Raw genomic sequence first — 15,624 nt, 5'->3', positions numbered from 1 at the left:
AGAAGATTGGGAAATAGGAAATTTTTGCTTTTTTCTCTTCTCAAGGAGAGGTTTTAAACATTGAATCAAACAATTGTCAATTATCAATTATCCAACATCCAACATCCAAAATTGTTATGTCTATTTTGCCAGCCAACACACCACTGTATAACCATCCTTTACCACAAATTGAAAAATGGCTAAAAGACCAAGGTTGTCAACAAGATGACACCGAGTTACATTGTTGGCGCGTGCAAAAACCAACTTGGCAAGCCGAACTTTGGCTAGATATCGAACAAATTACCGTTAGATATATTAACGCTGGAGAAAACGGTCAAGATATTCAACGTTCTTTTAAATATTCCTTGAGTCGGCAAGATATTCAAGCAGCAGTTTTTTCTGGTCCATAAGTCCAATTCCAGCATCGTTTTTATATCCTACAAAGAAGGCAAGAGGCAAGAGGCAAAAGGCAAGATTTTGGGCTATCTGTTCGTAACAAATTTTGGGAAATTTCACCCTCAAAATGCTCTATTTTTCCACTTATAGCTTCAAAAAACTTGCATTTTTGTTGAGTTAGAGAGATGGAAAATAAATTTTGAAATCTCCTCCTGACTCCTGACTCCTGACTCCTATGCCCTCACGAAAAGACTTTCTCAGCAAACCCTAATTATTCTCCCAAAAGTTAGAATTGAGGAGTATTTCTAACTCCGATGAATACGGCCATTCCGAAGGAAAATTGACTGATTTATACTCACTCCTGACATTAGTTAAACTTCGTCGCCAAGCCTCTTTAAAACTCGTATCCCATAGAGACTTGAGACTGGGTACTTGGGTAATTAATACATCAAGTTCAGTTCGTTGTGTGCGAATTGTGCGTTCCCAGCCATTATAATCGTAAGGTAAGTCAACATATAATCGCTTGAGTAAATGTTCTAGTAATACAATTAAACGACTCAATAGTTCTCTTTTTTGCGAAGTTCCCAAAGCCTCTACTTCCTCAATCAGATTTTCAATATCCAAGGTTTCAAAATCCCGTGCTTTGAGCTTGGCAACAGTATCTTCAACCCAGAGTAAAATATCTTGATCATAGAGGGATAGTGTCATATTTAATTTTTCTCCCAAATCTTACTATTGAATATAGCATTACTTCCTAAACTTTCCCAAACCGCCGTTCTCGTTGTTGATAAGCACATAAAGCGCGGTGAAATTCCTTTCTATCAAAATCTGGCCAGAGAGTATCAGTAATATAAATTTCACCATAGGCCATTTGCCAAAGTAAGAAATTAGATAAACGCATTTCTCCACTGGTGCGGATTAGCAAATCTGGATCAGCGATACCAGCTGTATATAAATGACTTTCAAATAACTGTTCAGAAATTTCATCTGGTTTTAAAATACCTTCTTGCACCTTTTGGGCGATCGCTCGACAAGCTTGTAAAATTTCCTGTCTACCGCCATAATTAGTAGCTACTGTAAACTTAATACTTTCATTATCCTTAGTTTCTGCCATAGAGCGAGAAATTTCTTCTTGTAGCGATTTTGGTAAAGCTTGCAAATTGCCCACAAACTGAATCTGCACATTTTCCTCCACCATTTCCCGCAGTTCTTGACGCAGAACCCGTTGGAAAAGACTCATTAAAAACTCCACCTCTTCCTGTGGCCTTTTCCAATTTTCTGTAGAAAAAGCATAAGCAGTTAAAGCTTTAATACCCCAATCCTTACAACAGCGCAACAAATCCTTTAGAGCATCAACCCCCCGTTTATGCCCCATAATTCTGGGAAGACCTTGACGTTTAGCCCATCGACCATTGCCATCCATAATCACCGCAACGTGCTGGGGGAGTAATTCTCGTTTTAAATCAGAAGGCAAATATTGCAGTTCAGTATGTTGTGTAGTCATTTTTCGGTCTTATTTTTTTGGCGAGAAGCAGTCGATGGTAATCTGAGTAAACGTGAAACCAGTGCTAATGTTTGACCACCTAGTTGACGACCTAAACTGAAAAGACCAGGTGCTACAGCTTCTCGGTCTACAGTTGGCGAAAATCGTTCCTCTAAAGACTCTTTTAACTTTCTAATCGTCAGTGGTCTATATAGAGTTCCCCTTTCCGCTAGGGAAATAGAACCCGTTTCTTCTGATACAACCACACAGATGCAATTTTCGACCCGCTCAGTAATTCCCATTGCTGCCCGATGGCGTGTACCCAACTGGCGCGAGGCTGTGCGTCCCGAAAGTGGTAAAATTATACCGGATGATACAATCCGCGAACCACGGATCAAAGTTGCCCCATCATGCAATAAAGTTTTGGGTTGAAAAATGGTCTGTATCAGTTCCTTAGAAACTTCTGCATTTAACTTTACACCAGGTACAGAAAAATCTCGCTCATCAATTGGTTCGGTAGTTTCCAAAATCAACAAAGCACCAATCCGATTTTTGGAAAGTTCTCTGACAGCATCAACAATTTCATCAATCACACTATCAGATTTAGGAACAGTCAAGCGGTGAGGTTGAAATAACTGCCGAAACTCGCCCCTTCCCAGTTGTTCCAAAAAGCGGCGAAACTCTGACTGGAGTGCTACGGCCATGGCTACAGCACAACCAATTACTAGCTTTTCCAAAACGAAATTGAGCAAAGGTAGTCCCAAAGTGCCACTCAATGCTGAGGCCAGCATCAAAATAATAAATCCTCGCACCATCCATAGTGTCCGGCGTTCACTAATAATCACCAGGATCATGTATGTCAACGCCAGCACTAACAGAATATCCAGAGTCCCAAGCAGCAAGGACTGTGACCATCCCAGGTTTGTCGTCAGCCATTGCTTCCACCAATCTCTCATGACATCTGGATTCTAATAGTCATTAGTCATTAGTCATTAGTCATTAGTTATTTAGTCATTAGTCATTAGTCATGATTCTTAGCTAATGACCAATGACCAAGAAAAAATAACTATTTTAGTCTTTCAGGTAGGCAATCTTGGCGAATGATGTCTTTATAGGTTTCCCGTTGCAAAATTAAATTTGCTTCACCGTTAGCCACCAACACAGCAGCCGGTCGGGGTAGACGATTATAGTTAGATGCCATACTGTAATTGTATGCTCCAGTTGCCATAACTACGAGAACATCCCCTGGTTCAGTTTTGGGCAGTTGGGCGTTTTTAATCAGAATATCTCCTGATTCGCAGTGTTTACCCGCTACTGTCACTGTTTCTGTTAGAGGAGCGGACATTTTGTTAGCAACAACAGTCCGATAAACTGATTGATAGGTGATGGGGCGGGGATTATCTGACATTCCGCCATCAATTGTCACATAAGTACGAATATCAGGAATTGTTTTAGCCGAACCAATAGTGTAGGCGGTAACGCAAGCTGTGGCAATGAGCGATCGCCCTGGTTCACACAGGAGTTTGGGAAGGGGCAAGTTTTCAGCAGCGCAAGCTTCTTGCACTACCTCACAAATCGCCTTTGACCATTCTTCAATGCTTGGGGGATCGTCTGATTCTGTGTATTTAATCCCTAAACCGCCACCGACATTTAACTCTGTCAATTCTAAATTATATTTAGCCGCATCTCGCAACCACTGTACCATTACAGCAGCCAAATCTCGATGGGGTTGACGTTCAAAAATTTGTGAACCAATATGAGCGTGTACACCCACACAGTTTAAAGCGGGTTGTTTGCTAACAAAGGCAAATACCTCTTCTAAATCATTGGGGTCAAAACCAAATTTACTATCTAAATGTCCGGTGCGAATATACTCATGGGTATGACATTCAATCCCCGGAGTTAACCGTAACATAATGCGGATTTTTTGTAGAGACGTTTCATGAAACGTCTCTACAATATCTACCAAAGTATGTAATTCATACCAGTTATCAACAACAATGGTACAACCTGATTCAATGGCTAAATTTAGCTCATCACGGGATTTATTATTTCCGTGGAGGTAGATTTTATCTGGACTCACACTGGCTTCTAATGCTGTGTAAAGTTCACCACCAGATACTACATCTATTCCTAATCCTTCTGAGGCGACAATGGCGCAAACTGCTAAACAATTCCATGCCTTAGAAGCATACAATACTTGAGATTCACCTTTGTAGTATTTTTTAAAGGTATCCCGATATTGTTGACAAGCTGTCCGCAAGGTTGTTTCATCCAAAATATATAAAGGTGAACCAAAGTGCTGAACTAGCATTGTGACATCACACCCACCGATTTCCAAGAAATCATCACGATTAACTTTGGCAGTCAAGGGTAATAGTTGCTGATTAGGAGAAATATTTGTACTATCTTGGCTGGGAGATAGATATTGATTGCCAGAAGGTTGAACCTTGACGGGGTGAGTCGCTACCATAACTAATGAAATTTTTCCTTGTTAAATTTACAAGCGTGAGTTATTCTTCTGATTTTCAGTTTACTGCTTTATGAGATTTTACCAACTTGTGATTCGTTCAGTTTTTTAGGTTTCCCCAGCAGCCATAACCATGATTTAGCCAGGGTAAGGCAGGGAATAGAGAACAGTAAATAAATTAGGGTGTACCTCATGAGACTGGGAAATGCTATGGTTAACTAGAAACAACTTGCCACCAGTTATACAGAGGACTATTTTTAGGTGGTACATAACGTCCTTTAATCTTAATCATATTGAGTACATTACTTAGCATTGCAGAATCTGAGTTTTCTGCTTCTGACCAATATTTGATTATTTCTGGAGTTGATAAAATCTGAAGATTAGGAAAATTCTGTTTAAAAAACTTGATAGCTTTATTGTCATCTGTTGCTACTGCCCATTCTCGATGAACTGCGATCGCTAAAGTTGCAGCTTCACCATCATCAAGAACAACAGCATAGTTAACAAATGATTCTTCTTCTGCTTCTGATTCAAAATCTACAACTTTTAATAAACCTTGTTGAATAGCTGCTTCAAATTCTAACACAGCATCATTTTCTTCTTCTTGAAGTTTTTGGAGTGTCTTTAATTCCCGTTCTTGAACAACTGTAGTCAGGACAATTTCAGCAGGAAGAGATTTCAAAATTGCCAGAAATTGACCCGATGCAAAGAGATTAAGAACACAACAAGCATCAAGAATAATGTGGGAGTGAGTAATTTCCATAACAATTTATATATATACTCCTCACTTCCCAGTAGTTTGGATTTGACGCAAATCAAAATCCGTATCTTCTTCCATCATTCCGCTTGAATGTTCCCGTAAAGCTTCAGCTATGCGACGGGCTTCTAAGCGGTCAACATGGAGAAATTTAGCAAAACGCCCTTCTGTAATTAAACCTTGATCAAGAGCTTCAATTGCTAGGTGTTGGTAGTGCAAAGGCATCATATCAACCCTTTGCGGAATCTGTTCTAAGCCAAGTTCCTCTTGTACTTTTCTGACTTTTAAACCTCTATCTCGTAATTTATCCCAAGTTCCTGTAGGCAAAAGTTCCATTTTTTCTAACCGATAAACTAGAGCTTCTACAGAAACACCGTAGTAATGAGCTAGTGTAAATAAATTAGTTGGAGTGAATTTGCCATGTGTACGGTACATATCATTAAACCGCTTCAGCAATCCACTGGTAGGCATGAGGAAATATTCGGGGAAGGTTTCCGCTAGTTGCTCACTTTCAGGAAATCGCTGATATTGACCATCAAAATGAAACTCTGGTTTTTGCCGATGTGCCAGAAAATGCAGGTATCCATGCGCCATTGACCAGCGCCGACGTTCTTCTGGATGATTGGCATTAATGGCCATACAACCGCCAACTTCATCGTTATAGCTATACACTTCTGAGTATTTTTGCGGCATCTGCAAATAGAAGATCCGTAAACCCACATCTTGTTCTAGGATGTCTCGCAGTTGGGAAATAGGCGCATCACCTAAACCTAAGCGTTGACGTTCTGCTACTGCTATACTCTCCGCAGCAGATTTAATGGGCATATCTGTTACTTGATACTCAAGAGGATAGTTTCGCGCTATTGGCGCATCCATGATTTTCTCAAGTTCTAGGTAATTTTGACATAATTCCTCTAATTGAGAGATAAATGGTTCAATTTCTGCTTGCTGTTCTTGACTGCGTTGATAAACTGCGCGAAACTGCACCTCAAAAGGTTGTACGACAGGGCGCGATCGTACAAATTCACTTACAGAACGTCCGTAAGCACGGGCAAGTTTAATCAGTTCATTGGCTTTGAGACGACGTTCTCCTTTCTCAATAGCGATCATAGTAGTGCGTGCAGCATCAATAATCTTGGCTGCATCTGCTTGAGTCATGCCGCATTTTTTACGGGCTTGTTGCAGGAGTTCACCTAATGTCCGCAGATCAATATTATCCAGGATGTTGGTAGTCATGATGGTTTTTCCTCAACTTTGTTGAGATGAGACTACATATTTACTAGATGCCTTCTGATCGCTTAATAATCCGTTCGCAATCTGTGATTCCACAGCATTCCATTCGGAAACATAATTTTGATAAAGTTGAATTAAACGACTTCGCATATCAGCAGGTAATAAATTTTCTGCCATAGCAGTTCGATCAACAATATCATCCAACACTGGAAACCTTTTAGTTAGAGTAATCCAAGGTTCATCTGAGACAGCAAACAAAGAATCAAGGGTACGAACTTGCGCCTGCATATTCAAGAAACATAAACTCGGCTCTTTAACTGGACGCTCTCCATGTAAGACCACATAACGAGTTCTATCTTTTATGGTAGAGGCTGCAAGTGATTGTCGCCTTAAAAGACAAGAGGAGCAGTAACCACACTGAACTGGCTTTTGACGATGTGGACTGTCACAGGACATAGTTAAAGGTGGTAAGTCATCTCTCCCATTTTTCGCCAATGCTTTACACATTTCGGCTTTAGTCCAAAACAGAAAGGGGTTTTTTACCTGGAACTCTTCTCCTAAAAGCTCGGAAACTAACTCGCTCACCATTAGTAAAGTCAGAGGATGAACAGAACGAGAGTGATCCAATCCTACAGCCGATTCACGATATGGAAGGTTGATTGCACCGATTCCGTTTTCATACAGACACAGAACCTTTTCTCCCATAAGGTATGCACACGCAGAACCAAGAAGAGTGAATACAACACCTCTTGCACGAGAAAGCTTGTTTTTTGGCTGCTCACTACTATCATCAAATCGTATTGGGAGGCGGAAAAGATAGCAGCGACCAGGGAAGATAGATTGGATTTGCTTATATACTCTTTCCTGACAGGCAGACATGATCCCATTACTGCCAGTACCAAATAGGATAAACCGTTTTTCTGGATACATCAGAAGCCGAGTGTACAAACCAGCCAGGGCATCTAGTCCACCACTCCACAACGTTACTTCACATCCTTTGGGTGCTAACGGAAGAGATTGCTGTTCAACAAGGCGTTCCGGTGCAATCCGTTTTTGGAAGTCGAAAATCCATTCGCTATCCGTTGTCCATTTAAGCAGGTTATCCAGTTTTGTGAGAAATGTTTCAGCACTTAATAATTCTGGATGACGTACTGGCAGTATTACATTAAAGCGACGCTGCTTCCCTGTAAGATTTTGAGGAGCAAGACGATCTGAGGTATATATAGCAACAGCAAGGTCAATGAGATCAGCAATAATAGGAGGAAACTCTTCTAGAACACGATATTTTAACTCTGTATCACCTACATTAATTCCAATAGTTGCCTTTTTATCCTGAGAGTGATCAACAAATAGCACAGATCCATTACTGTTCTCTACAGGTTGAAAGTGTAAAGTGTAATCTTTATTGTTACTTTCGGTTGGTTTTTGTTGACGTGAAGGTCTATGGTTCATATTGCTAGATTCTCCTCAAGGTCTATCTCCTGGATTTGCGATCGCCTACTTCGTCTCAATTTACCTACACTCTCATCTAAATTTACCTTTTTTGCTAATTTTGGAATTTCCGCAAAAATGTATCTTTTTAATTCCTCCATACGGTTTGTCAAAGTGAAATTATCAACTTTGGTATGGTGATCTGAAATTAGTGGTATTTTTCCTTCAAATTCTGATACGAACACCTTCTGCATATATCTTTCTATGATTTTTTCTGGAAGAGTATCATTGTCAAATTGTTGACCATAACGTAAATCATGAATAATACTCTTTCCAGCCTCAATAACAAGTGACTTAGTTCTATTTGTTATGTTGTTGGCTTGTTGTACTAATTTATCAATCTTTTTACTTAAATCGGCATAGTTTATAGATTTATTATTGCCATAACTTTGAATTTATTGAGCTAGAAGTTCCCCCATACTCTTGGCTATCACAATAGCTGCATTACCTTTTTTCTTCAGATCCTTCAGAAAGGGTTTCATTGTCATCCAAGCACATTCTTGAGGCTCTAGTTTTCCCTCACACAATATTAGGTATGGCTTTCTATAAAGTCCTAAAAGCCGATGAAATACATCCCCGTCCACGCTTCGACCTCCAATGAGAGCCTACTTATATGATGAGCTTAGAACATTATTTTAACAATGTCAACTTTTAAGACAGATTTTTTTTTAAAATGTCAGATTATTGTATGATTGACAAATAAGTCACCTGTTAATATTATACTTGCAAGTGACACACCTGTAACTACTTTAATTCATTATTAGTCAATCAGACTAATAAGAACGATAATTTAGGAGTAGTGAATCATGGTTAGATATGCCTTCTAAAAAACCGCAAATGAAAATTCGTATAGAAGAAGACGAATATAAATACTTAGAAAATTGGGCTACTAGAGAGTTTCTCAGTGTTACCCAATTGGCTAAGGTGATTGTTAAGAGAGCGAACGCCGAAAACAAAAAGTCTCAACAAGTAAAATCATCATGACAGATGAAGAAAAAATTTCCAGACACGCAGCAACAGACAGAGATAAATGTCAAGAAATGGCTGATAAATACGGATGGGAATTATTGAAAGTAGAACCTACTAATAATAAAATTCTCAAAGTTGATTATGTGTTTGAAAGTGAAACAGAATTTCCTAATTACAGCAGTCTCATTTGTTATGAAGTACATCATAGCCCCCTCATCGCTTGCGGGGAGGGGGTTGGGGGTGGGGTAATTTGTTACTGTCGTTATTCCCCAATAAATACCTCATTAAAACCATTACCAAAAATTCAAGTATCTCGCAGTATGAAAATAGAAACGTGAATAGATTATGGTGAAAAGATCTTGATGAAAGACGTATCTTCAATCCTGTGAACTTATTAGATTTAAAAATTCAACCTTTGACTTTAGAGCATTTGCCTGATTTACTGGAACTTGATAAAGCCTGTTTCAATGGTTTGTGGACTATGGAGGGCTACCGTCGAGAGTTGGAAAGTCCTAATAGTCATTTTTTGGGTTTATTTACACCATTTTCCAAATCTGGTTTGTTGGGAATGGGTTGTTTTTGGTCAATTTTAGAAGAAGCGCATATTACAATTTTGGCGATTCATCCTGAATATCAGGGTCAAGGTTTGGGACAGGCTTTGTTGTATGCTCTACTGAAAACAGCAAGCGATCGCGGTTTAGAAAGGGCAACTTTGGAGGTTAGGGTTTCTAATCAAACGGCAATTTCTCTTTATCAAAAATTTGGCTTTAAGACTGCGGGTAAAAGACCACGCTATTACCAGGATAATAATGAAGATGCTTTAATTTTGTGGACTTCTAACCTACAACAGCCCAGTTTTCTCAAAAATTTGGATGATTGGGAAGTGATGATTAGCGATCGCCTAAAGAAATCTTCTTGGAGTTTCATAATTTGTGAAGAAGGTGACAGGTGACAGGTGACAGGTGACAGGTGACAGTGTAAGAGAGAATAGGGAAGAGGGAGGTGGGGTGATGGGGTGATGGGGAGGTTAACAACCCAATGCCCAATGCCCAATGCCCAATTTATTAATATTTCAAAATAAATATTTTTGTTTGATAAATATTTTTTATAATTAAAATTTTTGTATTGACAATGTACCATTATATATGATAATCAGGTTTGTTTGGGAATAGATTAACAAAATCTAAAAATTAGTGGTGTCCTGTTGGTCGTAATTTCCAGGAAAGCTAGTAAATTCAACCTCCTCATCAAACTAGCGATAGAGAAAGTAATAAAAATTAATGAATGAACCCATCAACTTGTGTGATGGCTGGGGGATATCTATTTTCTTGATAGAGATATCCAAAATTTTAGCCTGTGCTAAAATCAGCATACCGGCACGACGCAGGTGATGGGAAAAATGCCATGTTTGAACGCTTCACAGAAAAAGCCATTAAGGTAATCATGCTGGCCCAAGAAGAGGCCCGCCGTTTAGGTCACAACTTTGTGGGAACTGAGCAGATCCTCCTGGGTCTGATTGGGGAAGGCACTGGGGTGGCCGCCAAGGTGCTAAAGTCAATGGGTGTCAATCTCAAAGATGCCCGGATTGAAGTTGAAAAAATCATAGGTCGGGGTTCAGGCTTTGTGGCTGTGGAAATTCCGTTTACGCCACGGGCAAAGCGGGTTTTAGAACTATCCTTGGAAGAAGCACGCCAACTAGGGCATAACTACATTGGCACCGAGCATCTGCTGTTGGGTCTCATCCGTGAAGGGGAAGGCGTAGCAGCCAGGGTGCTAGAAAACCTGGGTGTAGATTTGTCTAAGGTGAGAACCCAAGTGATTAGGATGTTGGGAGAAACTGCGGAAGTGACTCCTGGCGGTTCTTCGGGTCGCACAAAAACCCCAACTTTGGATGAATTTGGCTCGAATTTGACCCAAATGGCTGTGGATAACAAACTCGATCCTGTGGTGGGACGCGCCAAGGAAATCGAGCGTGTGATTCAAATTTTGGGTCGCCGGACTAAAAATAATCCAGTGCTGATTGGTGAACCTGGGGTGGGTAAAACAGCCATTGCTGAAGGTTTAGCCAGTCGCATCGCTAACAAAGATATCCCGGATATCCTGGAAGATAAACGGGTGGTAACTCTGGATATTGGTTTACTGGTTGCAGGAACTAAGTACCGGGGTGAATTTGAAGAACGTCTAAAGAAAATCATGGATGAGATCCGCCAAGCGGGTAATGTCATCCTGGTAATTGACGAGGTTCATACTTTAATCGGTGCTGGTGCTGCTGAAGGGGCGATTGATGCTGCGAATATCCTCAAGCCAGCTTTGGCGCGAGGTGAGTTGCAGTGTATCGGCGCTACTACTTTGGATGAGTACCGCAAGCACATTGAACGGGATGCAGCGTTGGAAAGACGTTTTCAGCCTGTGATGGTGGGTGAACCGACCGTTGATGAAACAATAGAAATTTTATATGGTTTGCGCGATCGCTATGAAGCGCACCACAAGTTAAAAATCTCCGATGAAGCTTTAGTGGCGGCGGCGAAGTTGTCTGATAGATATATTAGCGATCGCTACCTTCCAGATAAAGCTATTGACTTAATTGATGAAGCTGGTTCTCGCGTCCGTTTGATTAACTCCCAGCTACCCCCAGCAGCGAAGGAGTTAGATAAGGAACTGCGGCAAATCTTAAAAGAAAAAGATGATGCTGTTCGTTCTCAAGACTTCGACCGTGCTGGAGAACTGCGCGACAGAGAAATGGAAATTAAAGCGGAAATCCGCACCATTGCTCAAACTAAAACCAATGCAGCCGGTGGTGATGGTGTTGAACCTGTAGTTACAGAGGAAGACATCGCTCATATCGTTGCTTCTTGGACTGGTGTACCAGTGAATAAACTCACTGAATCTGAATCTGAGAAGTTGCTGCACATGGAAGACACCTTACATCAGCGCCTCATCGGTCAAGATGATGCTGTGAAAGCTGTTTCCCGTGCGATTCGTCGCGCTAGAGTTGGTTTGAAGAATCCTAACCGACCCATTGCGAGTTTTGTCTTCTCTGGTCCGACTGGGGTAGGTAAAACCGAGTTGGCTAAGTCCTTGGCTTCTTACTTCTTCGGTTCTGAAGAAGCAATGATTCGCTTAGATATGTCCGAGTACATGGAGCGTCACACCGTCAGTAAGTTGATCGGTTCACCTCCAGGTTACGTTGGTTATAACGAAGGTGGTCAGTTAACAGAAGCTGTACGCCGTCGTCCTTACACTGTGGTGCTGTTTGACGAAATCGAAAAAGCGCACCCTGATGTTTTCAATATGCTGCTGCAAATTTTAGAAGATGGTCGTTTGACTGATGCTAAAGGACGCACAGTGGACTTTAAGAACACTTTGTTAATTTTGACTTCTAACATTGGTTCTAAGGTAATTGAGAAGGGTGGTAGCGGTATTGGTTTCGAGTTTGCTGAGGATCAAACTGAGTCTCAATACAACCGGATTCGTTCTTTGGTGAATGAGGAACTGAAGCAATACTTCCGTCCTGAGTTCTTGAACCGTTTGGATGAAATTATCGTCTTCCGTCAGTTGAATAAGGCTGAAGTGACTGAAATCGCCGACATTATGCTTAAAGAAGTGTTTGGTCGGTTGACAGAAAAAGGCATTACTTTGGAAGTGAGCGATCGCTTCAAGGACCGCTTGATTCAAGAAGGTTACAGCCCCAGCTACGGTGCAAGACCATTACGTCGGGCAATTATGCGCTTGTTGGAAGATAGTTTGGCGGAAGAAATTCTGTCTGGACGCATCAAAGACGGTGATATTGCTTACGTTGATGTGGATGAAAATGGTGTTGTCCAAGTTACAGCTAAGGAAAGTCGGGAGTTGTTGACTCCTGGTGTTGAGTTGTAGTTAGGATTTTTTTAATAATAAAAAAACGGTGGAGGATTTCGGTTCTCTACCGTTTTTTTGTCTCATATCATGTCCGGGTAATGACTTACGATTAAGCGCCAGTTTGCAACCACCAATGAAAACCCGTCAAACCACGAATTAAATCAGGCTGTTGGAGTAAAGATTGACACCGATGAAATAAGACATCCTCTAAATCATCGAGTGTCTCAAAAGATTGATTAGCAATTGGTTCGTCCACCAAAGTCCAAAGCCTTTCTGCGGGTTGTAATTCAGGTGAGTGAGATGGTAATAATGTTAAATGCAGCCCTTCGGGAATCTGTAAACTCTTACTGGTATGCCATCCGGCTTGATCAACGGCTAAAAGAATACGTTTATTAGCACCTAAGCCAAATTCTTGAGCAAAATCGGCTAAAACCTGATTGAATAGCTCTGTGTTCACATAAGGAAGAATCCACCAATAGGTTTCTCCAGTTTTAGGATGTACAAAAGCATACAACCATAGCCATTTAAACCGCCAATTCACATCAGCAATTGGTTGTTCTCCTTCTGGTACATAAACTCGTCGTAAAACTGGTTTAAGTCCCAAGCGATGTTCATCTTCGCACCACAACTGAATTTCCATAAATGTGCCTGCTGGATATCATCTACTAGCGGCTGTGTACCTTGGTTTAACTGTCTACGATCGCCTAATCCTTCGATCCCTAACTCGTTGTATCTTTTTACCAATGCGTACATCCATGTTCTGCTGTAGCCAGTGATTTCCTCGATTTCTTCCGTTTTTTTGCCTTGCGCTACTAACCAAATAATCTGGTACTGACGGCTTTCTATCCCGTCTTTAGCTTGACGGTAACGTTTTTCTAACTCTTCAATACTCAGATGTGTGGCTACACTAATTCGTTTCGGCATTGGTCATCTTTGCACTCACCTCTTTTATCGTAAGCGATTAGCCGGACATGATATCAGTATTCATCAAATCTGATTTGATGTGATTATGTAAAAAATATAAACAAGTATCAGAGCTATCAACCCAAAAGCTATGACAGTTTTTGCAATTAACCAATGTTGTTAAATTTTGTTAAGGAATATCTCAGAATCTTGCTTATAGATACGGTAAGATTTAATAATGATTTCGCTGGTATTCATAAGTCGCTAATAGTTGTAATGAAGTCATAACAATTGGCCTATAGAATGACTACAAGGCGATTTAGTAAAAATCCCTAAAGTTATTACAGCTTATTACCGCAATGATTATGGCAACAAAATGTAAAATTATGTTGAAATAATTTACAATTACGGTGATATGACAAAAATTTAAAAACAGGAGAAATTGTCATGTTTGGATTTATCAAAAATTTAATCGGTGGTATTCTTGGTTTCATTGGTGGGTTATTTGGCAAAAAAGATGAATACTACTTGGAACTAAAAGAAGAAGTTGGAGAAACTACACCAGCAGCAGCACCCGTAGCACCAGCAGCAGCAGCAAAAGTAGAACCCGCTCAAGCGCCAACCCCCAAAGCAGAACCCGCTCAAGCACCAACCCCCAAAGCAGAACCCGCGAAACCCGCAGTAGCAACTGAAACAAATTTTGCAACCAAATATTTAATGGGACAATCTTTTGGTGGTCGTCGTCGTCCAGGTGCGAACATGAATATTTTTCTGGATATGGCCCGTCAAGTAAAAACTCCTGAATAAGTAAAGTTTGGATTTTAGATTTTGGATTTTAGATTTTGGATTAATTAACTTGTTTAATATAGAATATATTGCTCGTAGTGAGGACTTTAGTCCTCAAAATCAGGGCTAAAGCCCCAACTACAAACACAAAGACAAATCCTATCTTTAATCCAAAATCTCAAACTTACTGATTTATTAATTACTTGAACAGTTTTTCACAAACACAATTCCACTGTATAACTGAAAAGCTGCATCCCAATTAGTATTTTCCCTCCTAAATAATTGAATATGAGAGGGAATTTGATTTAGCACTTCTGTTTGATCTAAAACTGTTTCTCCAAAAGGTTGAAAATCTGACGAGGTTTTAACTTGAGGTATTTTTTGCTCAACCCAACTCATCAAACTATTCCAATTAATTCTAATTGTGTTTTGTGTAGCTTGGGGAGTGATTTCTAAACCTTTTTGAAATTCATAGCCATTGTCATAAATTCTTAAAATACTACGTCTTTCTGGTAGGTGTAAATCACAAAATTGGTAATAGTCTTGAGTTTGGGTTTTCCGTTCTAATTTACCACGAACATTAATATCTACTACCTGTTCAAAAATAGGTAAAAGTCCCACAACTTTGGCTGTGACTTCTGACCAATCAAAACTCAAAGAACCAAGTTGATTTTCTGAACTGACACATACAACTTTTGGGTTAGGTGATGATTCAGAAAAATATTGGACTTGATGTACTTGAATTTGTTGAATTTGGGATATTTTTAACCAAAAACAGGGAATCCCAGCTTGTTGTAATTGTTTGCCATAAAATTGCATTTCGCCTATTTTTCCTGTGCGGTATACTCGCCAACTACGACTAGGTAACATGAGTCTAGCTGAGTAAGTATCAATTTGCATAATTTGGGCAAATTTGGGTGCAGCTAAGGTTTTTAGTTGATTATTAATCGGTTCTAAAACTAAAATTCCTGGTTCATTATTACTTGGTTCTGCTATTGCTTGAGCAATGGCTTTTTGTCTTTCTGTTTGTTCAAAATCTTTGATTCTTTGTATACCTTGACGTGCTTGGGAAATGATTTTATTATTGATGGTCACTTTCAAAAGTTGACGATAAATTTTTTCTGCTTCCTGTCGCTTTTCATAAACTTCCTGTAACCGTGCAAAATAAAATTGCACCCAAGGATCTTCCGGTGATTGTTTGAGTAATGGTTTAATTAATGTAACTGCGGTTTGGTAGTCTTTGCGTTCAAAGGCGGCGATCACTTCTTCCAACATGACTTTATATAAACTTAAATGAAT

15 protein-coding genes and 1 pseudogene are annotated in these 15,624 nt (G+C 40.0%); 6 read left to right on the top strand and 10 right to left on the bottom strand.

Translation table 11 applies throughout. The annotated features are described in order from the left end of the window. The first annotated feature begins 116 nt into the window (after nucleotides 1-116). Entirely contained in the window at nucleotides 117-389 is a 273-nt protein-coding gene (locus tag K2F26_RS00875; RefSeq protein WP_220609992.1) for a DUF3143 domain-containing protein, read from the top strand. A gap of 253 nt (nucleotides 390-642) precedes the next feature. Here the strand turns inward: K2F26_RS00875 and K2F26_RS00870 are convergent, their stop codons facing one another. The 8 genes from K2F26_RS00870 to K2F26_RS00835 all read right to left on the bottom strand — a co-directional run bounded on the left by K2F26_RS00870 (nucleotide 643) and on the right by K2F26_RS00835 (nucleotide 8,393). Beyond that, nucleotides 643-1,083 carry a DUF29 domain-containing protein gene (locus K2F26_RS00870; RefSeq protein WP_220609991.1) on the bottom strand — a complete coding sequence of 147 codons (441 nt, stop codon included), beginning with the start codon at nucleotides 1,081-1,083 and terminating at the stop codon, nucleotides 643-645. 46 nt (nucleotides 1,084-1,129) lie between these two features. Beyond that, a complete protein-coding gene (uppS, locus tag K2F26_RS00865) occupies nucleotides 1,130-1,879 on the bottom strand; it encodes an undecaprenyl pyrophosphate synthase (RefSeq protein ID WP_220609990.1) in 750 nt (249 codons plus the stop codon). Then, nucleotides 1,876-2,814, bottom strand: coding sequence for a diadenylate cyclase CdaA (cdaA, locus tag K2F26_RS00860; RefSeq protein WP_220609989.1), 939 nt, complete (start codon nucleotides 2,812-2,814; stop codon nucleotides 1,876-1,878). Before cdaA ends, uppS begins: the two co-directional genes overlap by 4 nt. Before the next feature lie 110 nt (nucleotides 2,815-2,924). Further along, complete coding sequence (lysA, locus tag K2F26_RS00855) at nucleotides 2,925-4,331, bottom strand: diaminopimelate decarboxylase (protein WP_220609988.1); 1,407 nt, start codon at nucleotides 4,329-4,331, stop codon at nucleotides 2,925-2,927. Between the two features lie 211 nt (nucleotides 4,332-4,542). Further along, nucleotides 4,543-5,091 (bottom strand): PIN domain-containing protein, encoded by a 549-nt coding sequence (locus tag K2F26_RS00850; RefSeq protein WP_220609987.1) that lies wholly within the window; start codon nucleotides 5,089-5,091, stop codon nucleotides 4,543-4,545. A gap of 21 nt (nucleotides 5,092-5,112) precedes the next feature. Next, complete coding sequence (locus K2F26_RS00845; protein ID WP_220609986.1) at nucleotides 5,113-6,321, bottom strand: XRE family transcriptional regulator; 1,209 nt, start codon at nucleotides 6,319-6,321, stop codon at nucleotides 5,113-5,115. A gap of 12 nt (nucleotides 6,322-6,333) precedes the next feature. Continuing rightward, nucleotides 6,334-7,770: a 7-cyano-7-deazaguanine synthase gene (locus tag K2F26_RS00840; RefSeq protein ID WP_220609985.1), complete on the bottom strand. Its 1,437-nt coding sequence runs from the start codon at nucleotides 7,768-7,770 to the stop codon at nucleotides 6,334-6,336. 434 nt (nucleotides 7,771-8,204) lie between these two features. Then, the gene (locus K2F26_RS00835; protein ID WP_220609984.1) at nucleotides 8,205-8,393 is read right to left on the bottom strand and encodes a hypothetical protein; all 189 of its coding nucleotides are present in this window, start codon (nucleotides 8,391-8,393) and stop codon (nucleotides 8,205-8,207) included. Between the two features lie 232 nt (nucleotides 8,394-8,625). On the opposite strand from K2F26_RS00835, the gene K2F26_RS00830 reads away from it, so the two are divergent. The 4 genes from K2F26_RS00830 (at nucleotide 8,626) to K2F26_RS00815 (ending at nucleotide 12,654) form a co-directional block, all read left to right on the top strand. Next, on the top strand, nucleotides 8,626-8,793 hold the full coding sequence (locus tag K2F26_RS00830; protein ID WP_220609983.1) for a hypothetical protein: 168 nt from the start codon (nucleotides 8,626-8,628) through the stop codon (nucleotides 8,791-8,793). Continuing rightward, nucleotides 8,790-9,116 carry a hypothetical protein gene (locus K2F26_RS00825; RefSeq protein ID WP_220612029.1) on the top strand — a complete coding sequence of 109 codons (327 nt, stop codon included), beginning with the start codon at nucleotides 8,790-8,792 and terminating at the stop codon, nucleotides 9,114-9,116. Before K2F26_RS00830 ends, K2F26_RS00825 begins: the two co-directional genes overlap by 4 nt. A gap of 47 nt (nucleotides 9,117-9,163) precedes the next feature. Beyond that, nucleotides 9,164-9,730, top strand: coding sequence for a ribosomal protein S18-alanine N-acetyltransferase (gene rimI, locus K2F26_RS00820; RefSeq protein ID WP_220609982.1), 567 nt, complete (start codon nucleotides 9,164-9,166; stop codon nucleotides 9,728-9,730). A 452-nt stretch (nucleotides 9,731-10,182) separates the two neighbouring features. After that, entirely contained in the window at nucleotides 10,183-12,654 is a 2,472-nt protein-coding gene (locus tag K2F26_RS00815) for an ATP-dependent Clp protease ATP-binding subunit (RefSeq protein WP_220611728.1), read from the top strand. Nucleotides 12,655-12,745: 91 nt separating this feature from the next. Here K2F26_RS00815 and K2F26_RS00810 read toward each other — a convergent pair. Further along, nucleotides 12,746-13,560 (bottom strand): annotated as a pseudogene (locus tag K2F26_RS00810) (IS630 family transposase). A gap of 426 nt (nucleotides 13,561-13,986) precedes the next feature. On the opposite strand from K2F26_RS00810, the gene K2F26_RS00805 reads away from it, so the two are divergent. Continuing rightward, on the top strand, nucleotides 13,987-14,346 hold the full coding sequence (locus tag K2F26_RS00805) for a hypothetical protein (protein WP_194055767.1): 360 nt from the start codon (nucleotides 13,987-13,989) through the stop codon (nucleotides 14,344-14,346). Between the two features lie 174 nt (nucleotides 14,347-14,520). Here K2F26_RS00805 and K2F26_RS00800 read toward each other — a convergent pair whose 3' ends face one another. Beyond that, the gene (locus K2F26_RS00800) at nucleotides 14,521-15,600 is read right to left on the bottom strand and encodes a tetratricopeptide repeat protein (RefSeq protein ID WP_220609981.1); all 1,080 of its coding nucleotides are present in this window, start codon (nucleotides 15,598-15,600) and stop codon (nucleotides 14,521-14,523) included. Nucleotides 15,601-15,624: the final 24 nt, after the last annotated feature.

It is taken from the genome of Sphaerospermopsis torques-reginae ITEP-024 (assembly GCF_019598945.1).
Classification (GTDB): domain Bacteria; phylum Cyanobacteriota; class Cyanobacteriia; order Cyanobacteriales; family Nostocaceae; genus Sphaerospermopsis.
The sequence above is the reverse complement of the archived record's forward strand: the minus strand, read 5'-3'. Positions and strand labels throughout refer to the sequence as shown.

Bases quoted from the DNA above. Each gene is read 5' to 3' on its own strand.
- K2F26_RS00875 (WP_220609992.1), top strand. From the start codon at position 117: ATGTCTATTTTGCCAGCCAACACACCACTGTATAACCATCCTTTACCA.
- K2F26_RS00850 (WP_220609987.1), bottom strand. From the start codon at position 5,091: ATGGAAATTACTCACTCCCACATTATTCTTGATGCTTGTTGTGTTCTT.
- K2F26_RS00805 (WP_194055767.1), top strand. From the start codon at position 13,987: ATGTTTGGATTTATCAAAAATTTAATCGGTGGTATTCTTGGTTTCATT.
- K2F26_RS00870 (WP_220609991.1), bottom strand. From the start codon at position 1,083: ATGACACTATCCCTCTATGATCAAGATATTTTACTCTGGGTTGAAGAT.
- lysA (WP_220609988.1), bottom strand. From the start codon at position 4,331: ATGGTAGCGACTCACCCCGTCAAGGTTCAACCTTCTGGCAATCAATAT.
- cdaA (WP_220609989.1), bottom strand. From the start codon at position 2,814: ATGAGAGATTGGTGGAAGCAATGGCTGACGACAAACCTGGGATGGTCA.
- K2F26_RS00825 (WP_220612029.1), top strand. From the start codon at position 8,790: ATGACAGATGAAGAAAAAATTTCCAGACACGCAGCAACAGACAGAGAT.
- K2F26_RS00830 (WP_220609983.1), top strand. From the start codon at position 8,626: ATGCCTTCTAAAAAACCGCAAATGAAAATTCGTATAGAAGAAGACGAA.
- K2F26_RS00815 (WP_220611728.1), top strand. From the start codon at position 10,183: ATGTTTGAACGCTTCACAGAAAAAGCCATTAAGGTAATCATGCTGGCC.
- K2F26_RS00845 (WP_220609986.1), bottom strand. From the start codon at position 6,321: ATGACTACCAACATCCTGGATAATATTGATCTGCGGACATTAGGTGAA.
- K2F26_RS00800 (WP_220609981.1), bottom strand. From the start codon at position 15,600: ATGTTGGAAGAAGTGATCGCCGCCTTTGAACGCAAAGACTACCAAACC.
- K2F26_RS00840 (WP_220609985.1), bottom strand. From the start codon at position 7,770: ATGAACCATAGACCTTCACGTCAACAAAAACCAACCGAAAGTAACAAT.
- uppS (WP_220609990.1), bottom strand. From the start codon at position 1,879: ATGACTACACAACATACTGAACTGCAATATTTGCCTTCTGATTTAAAA.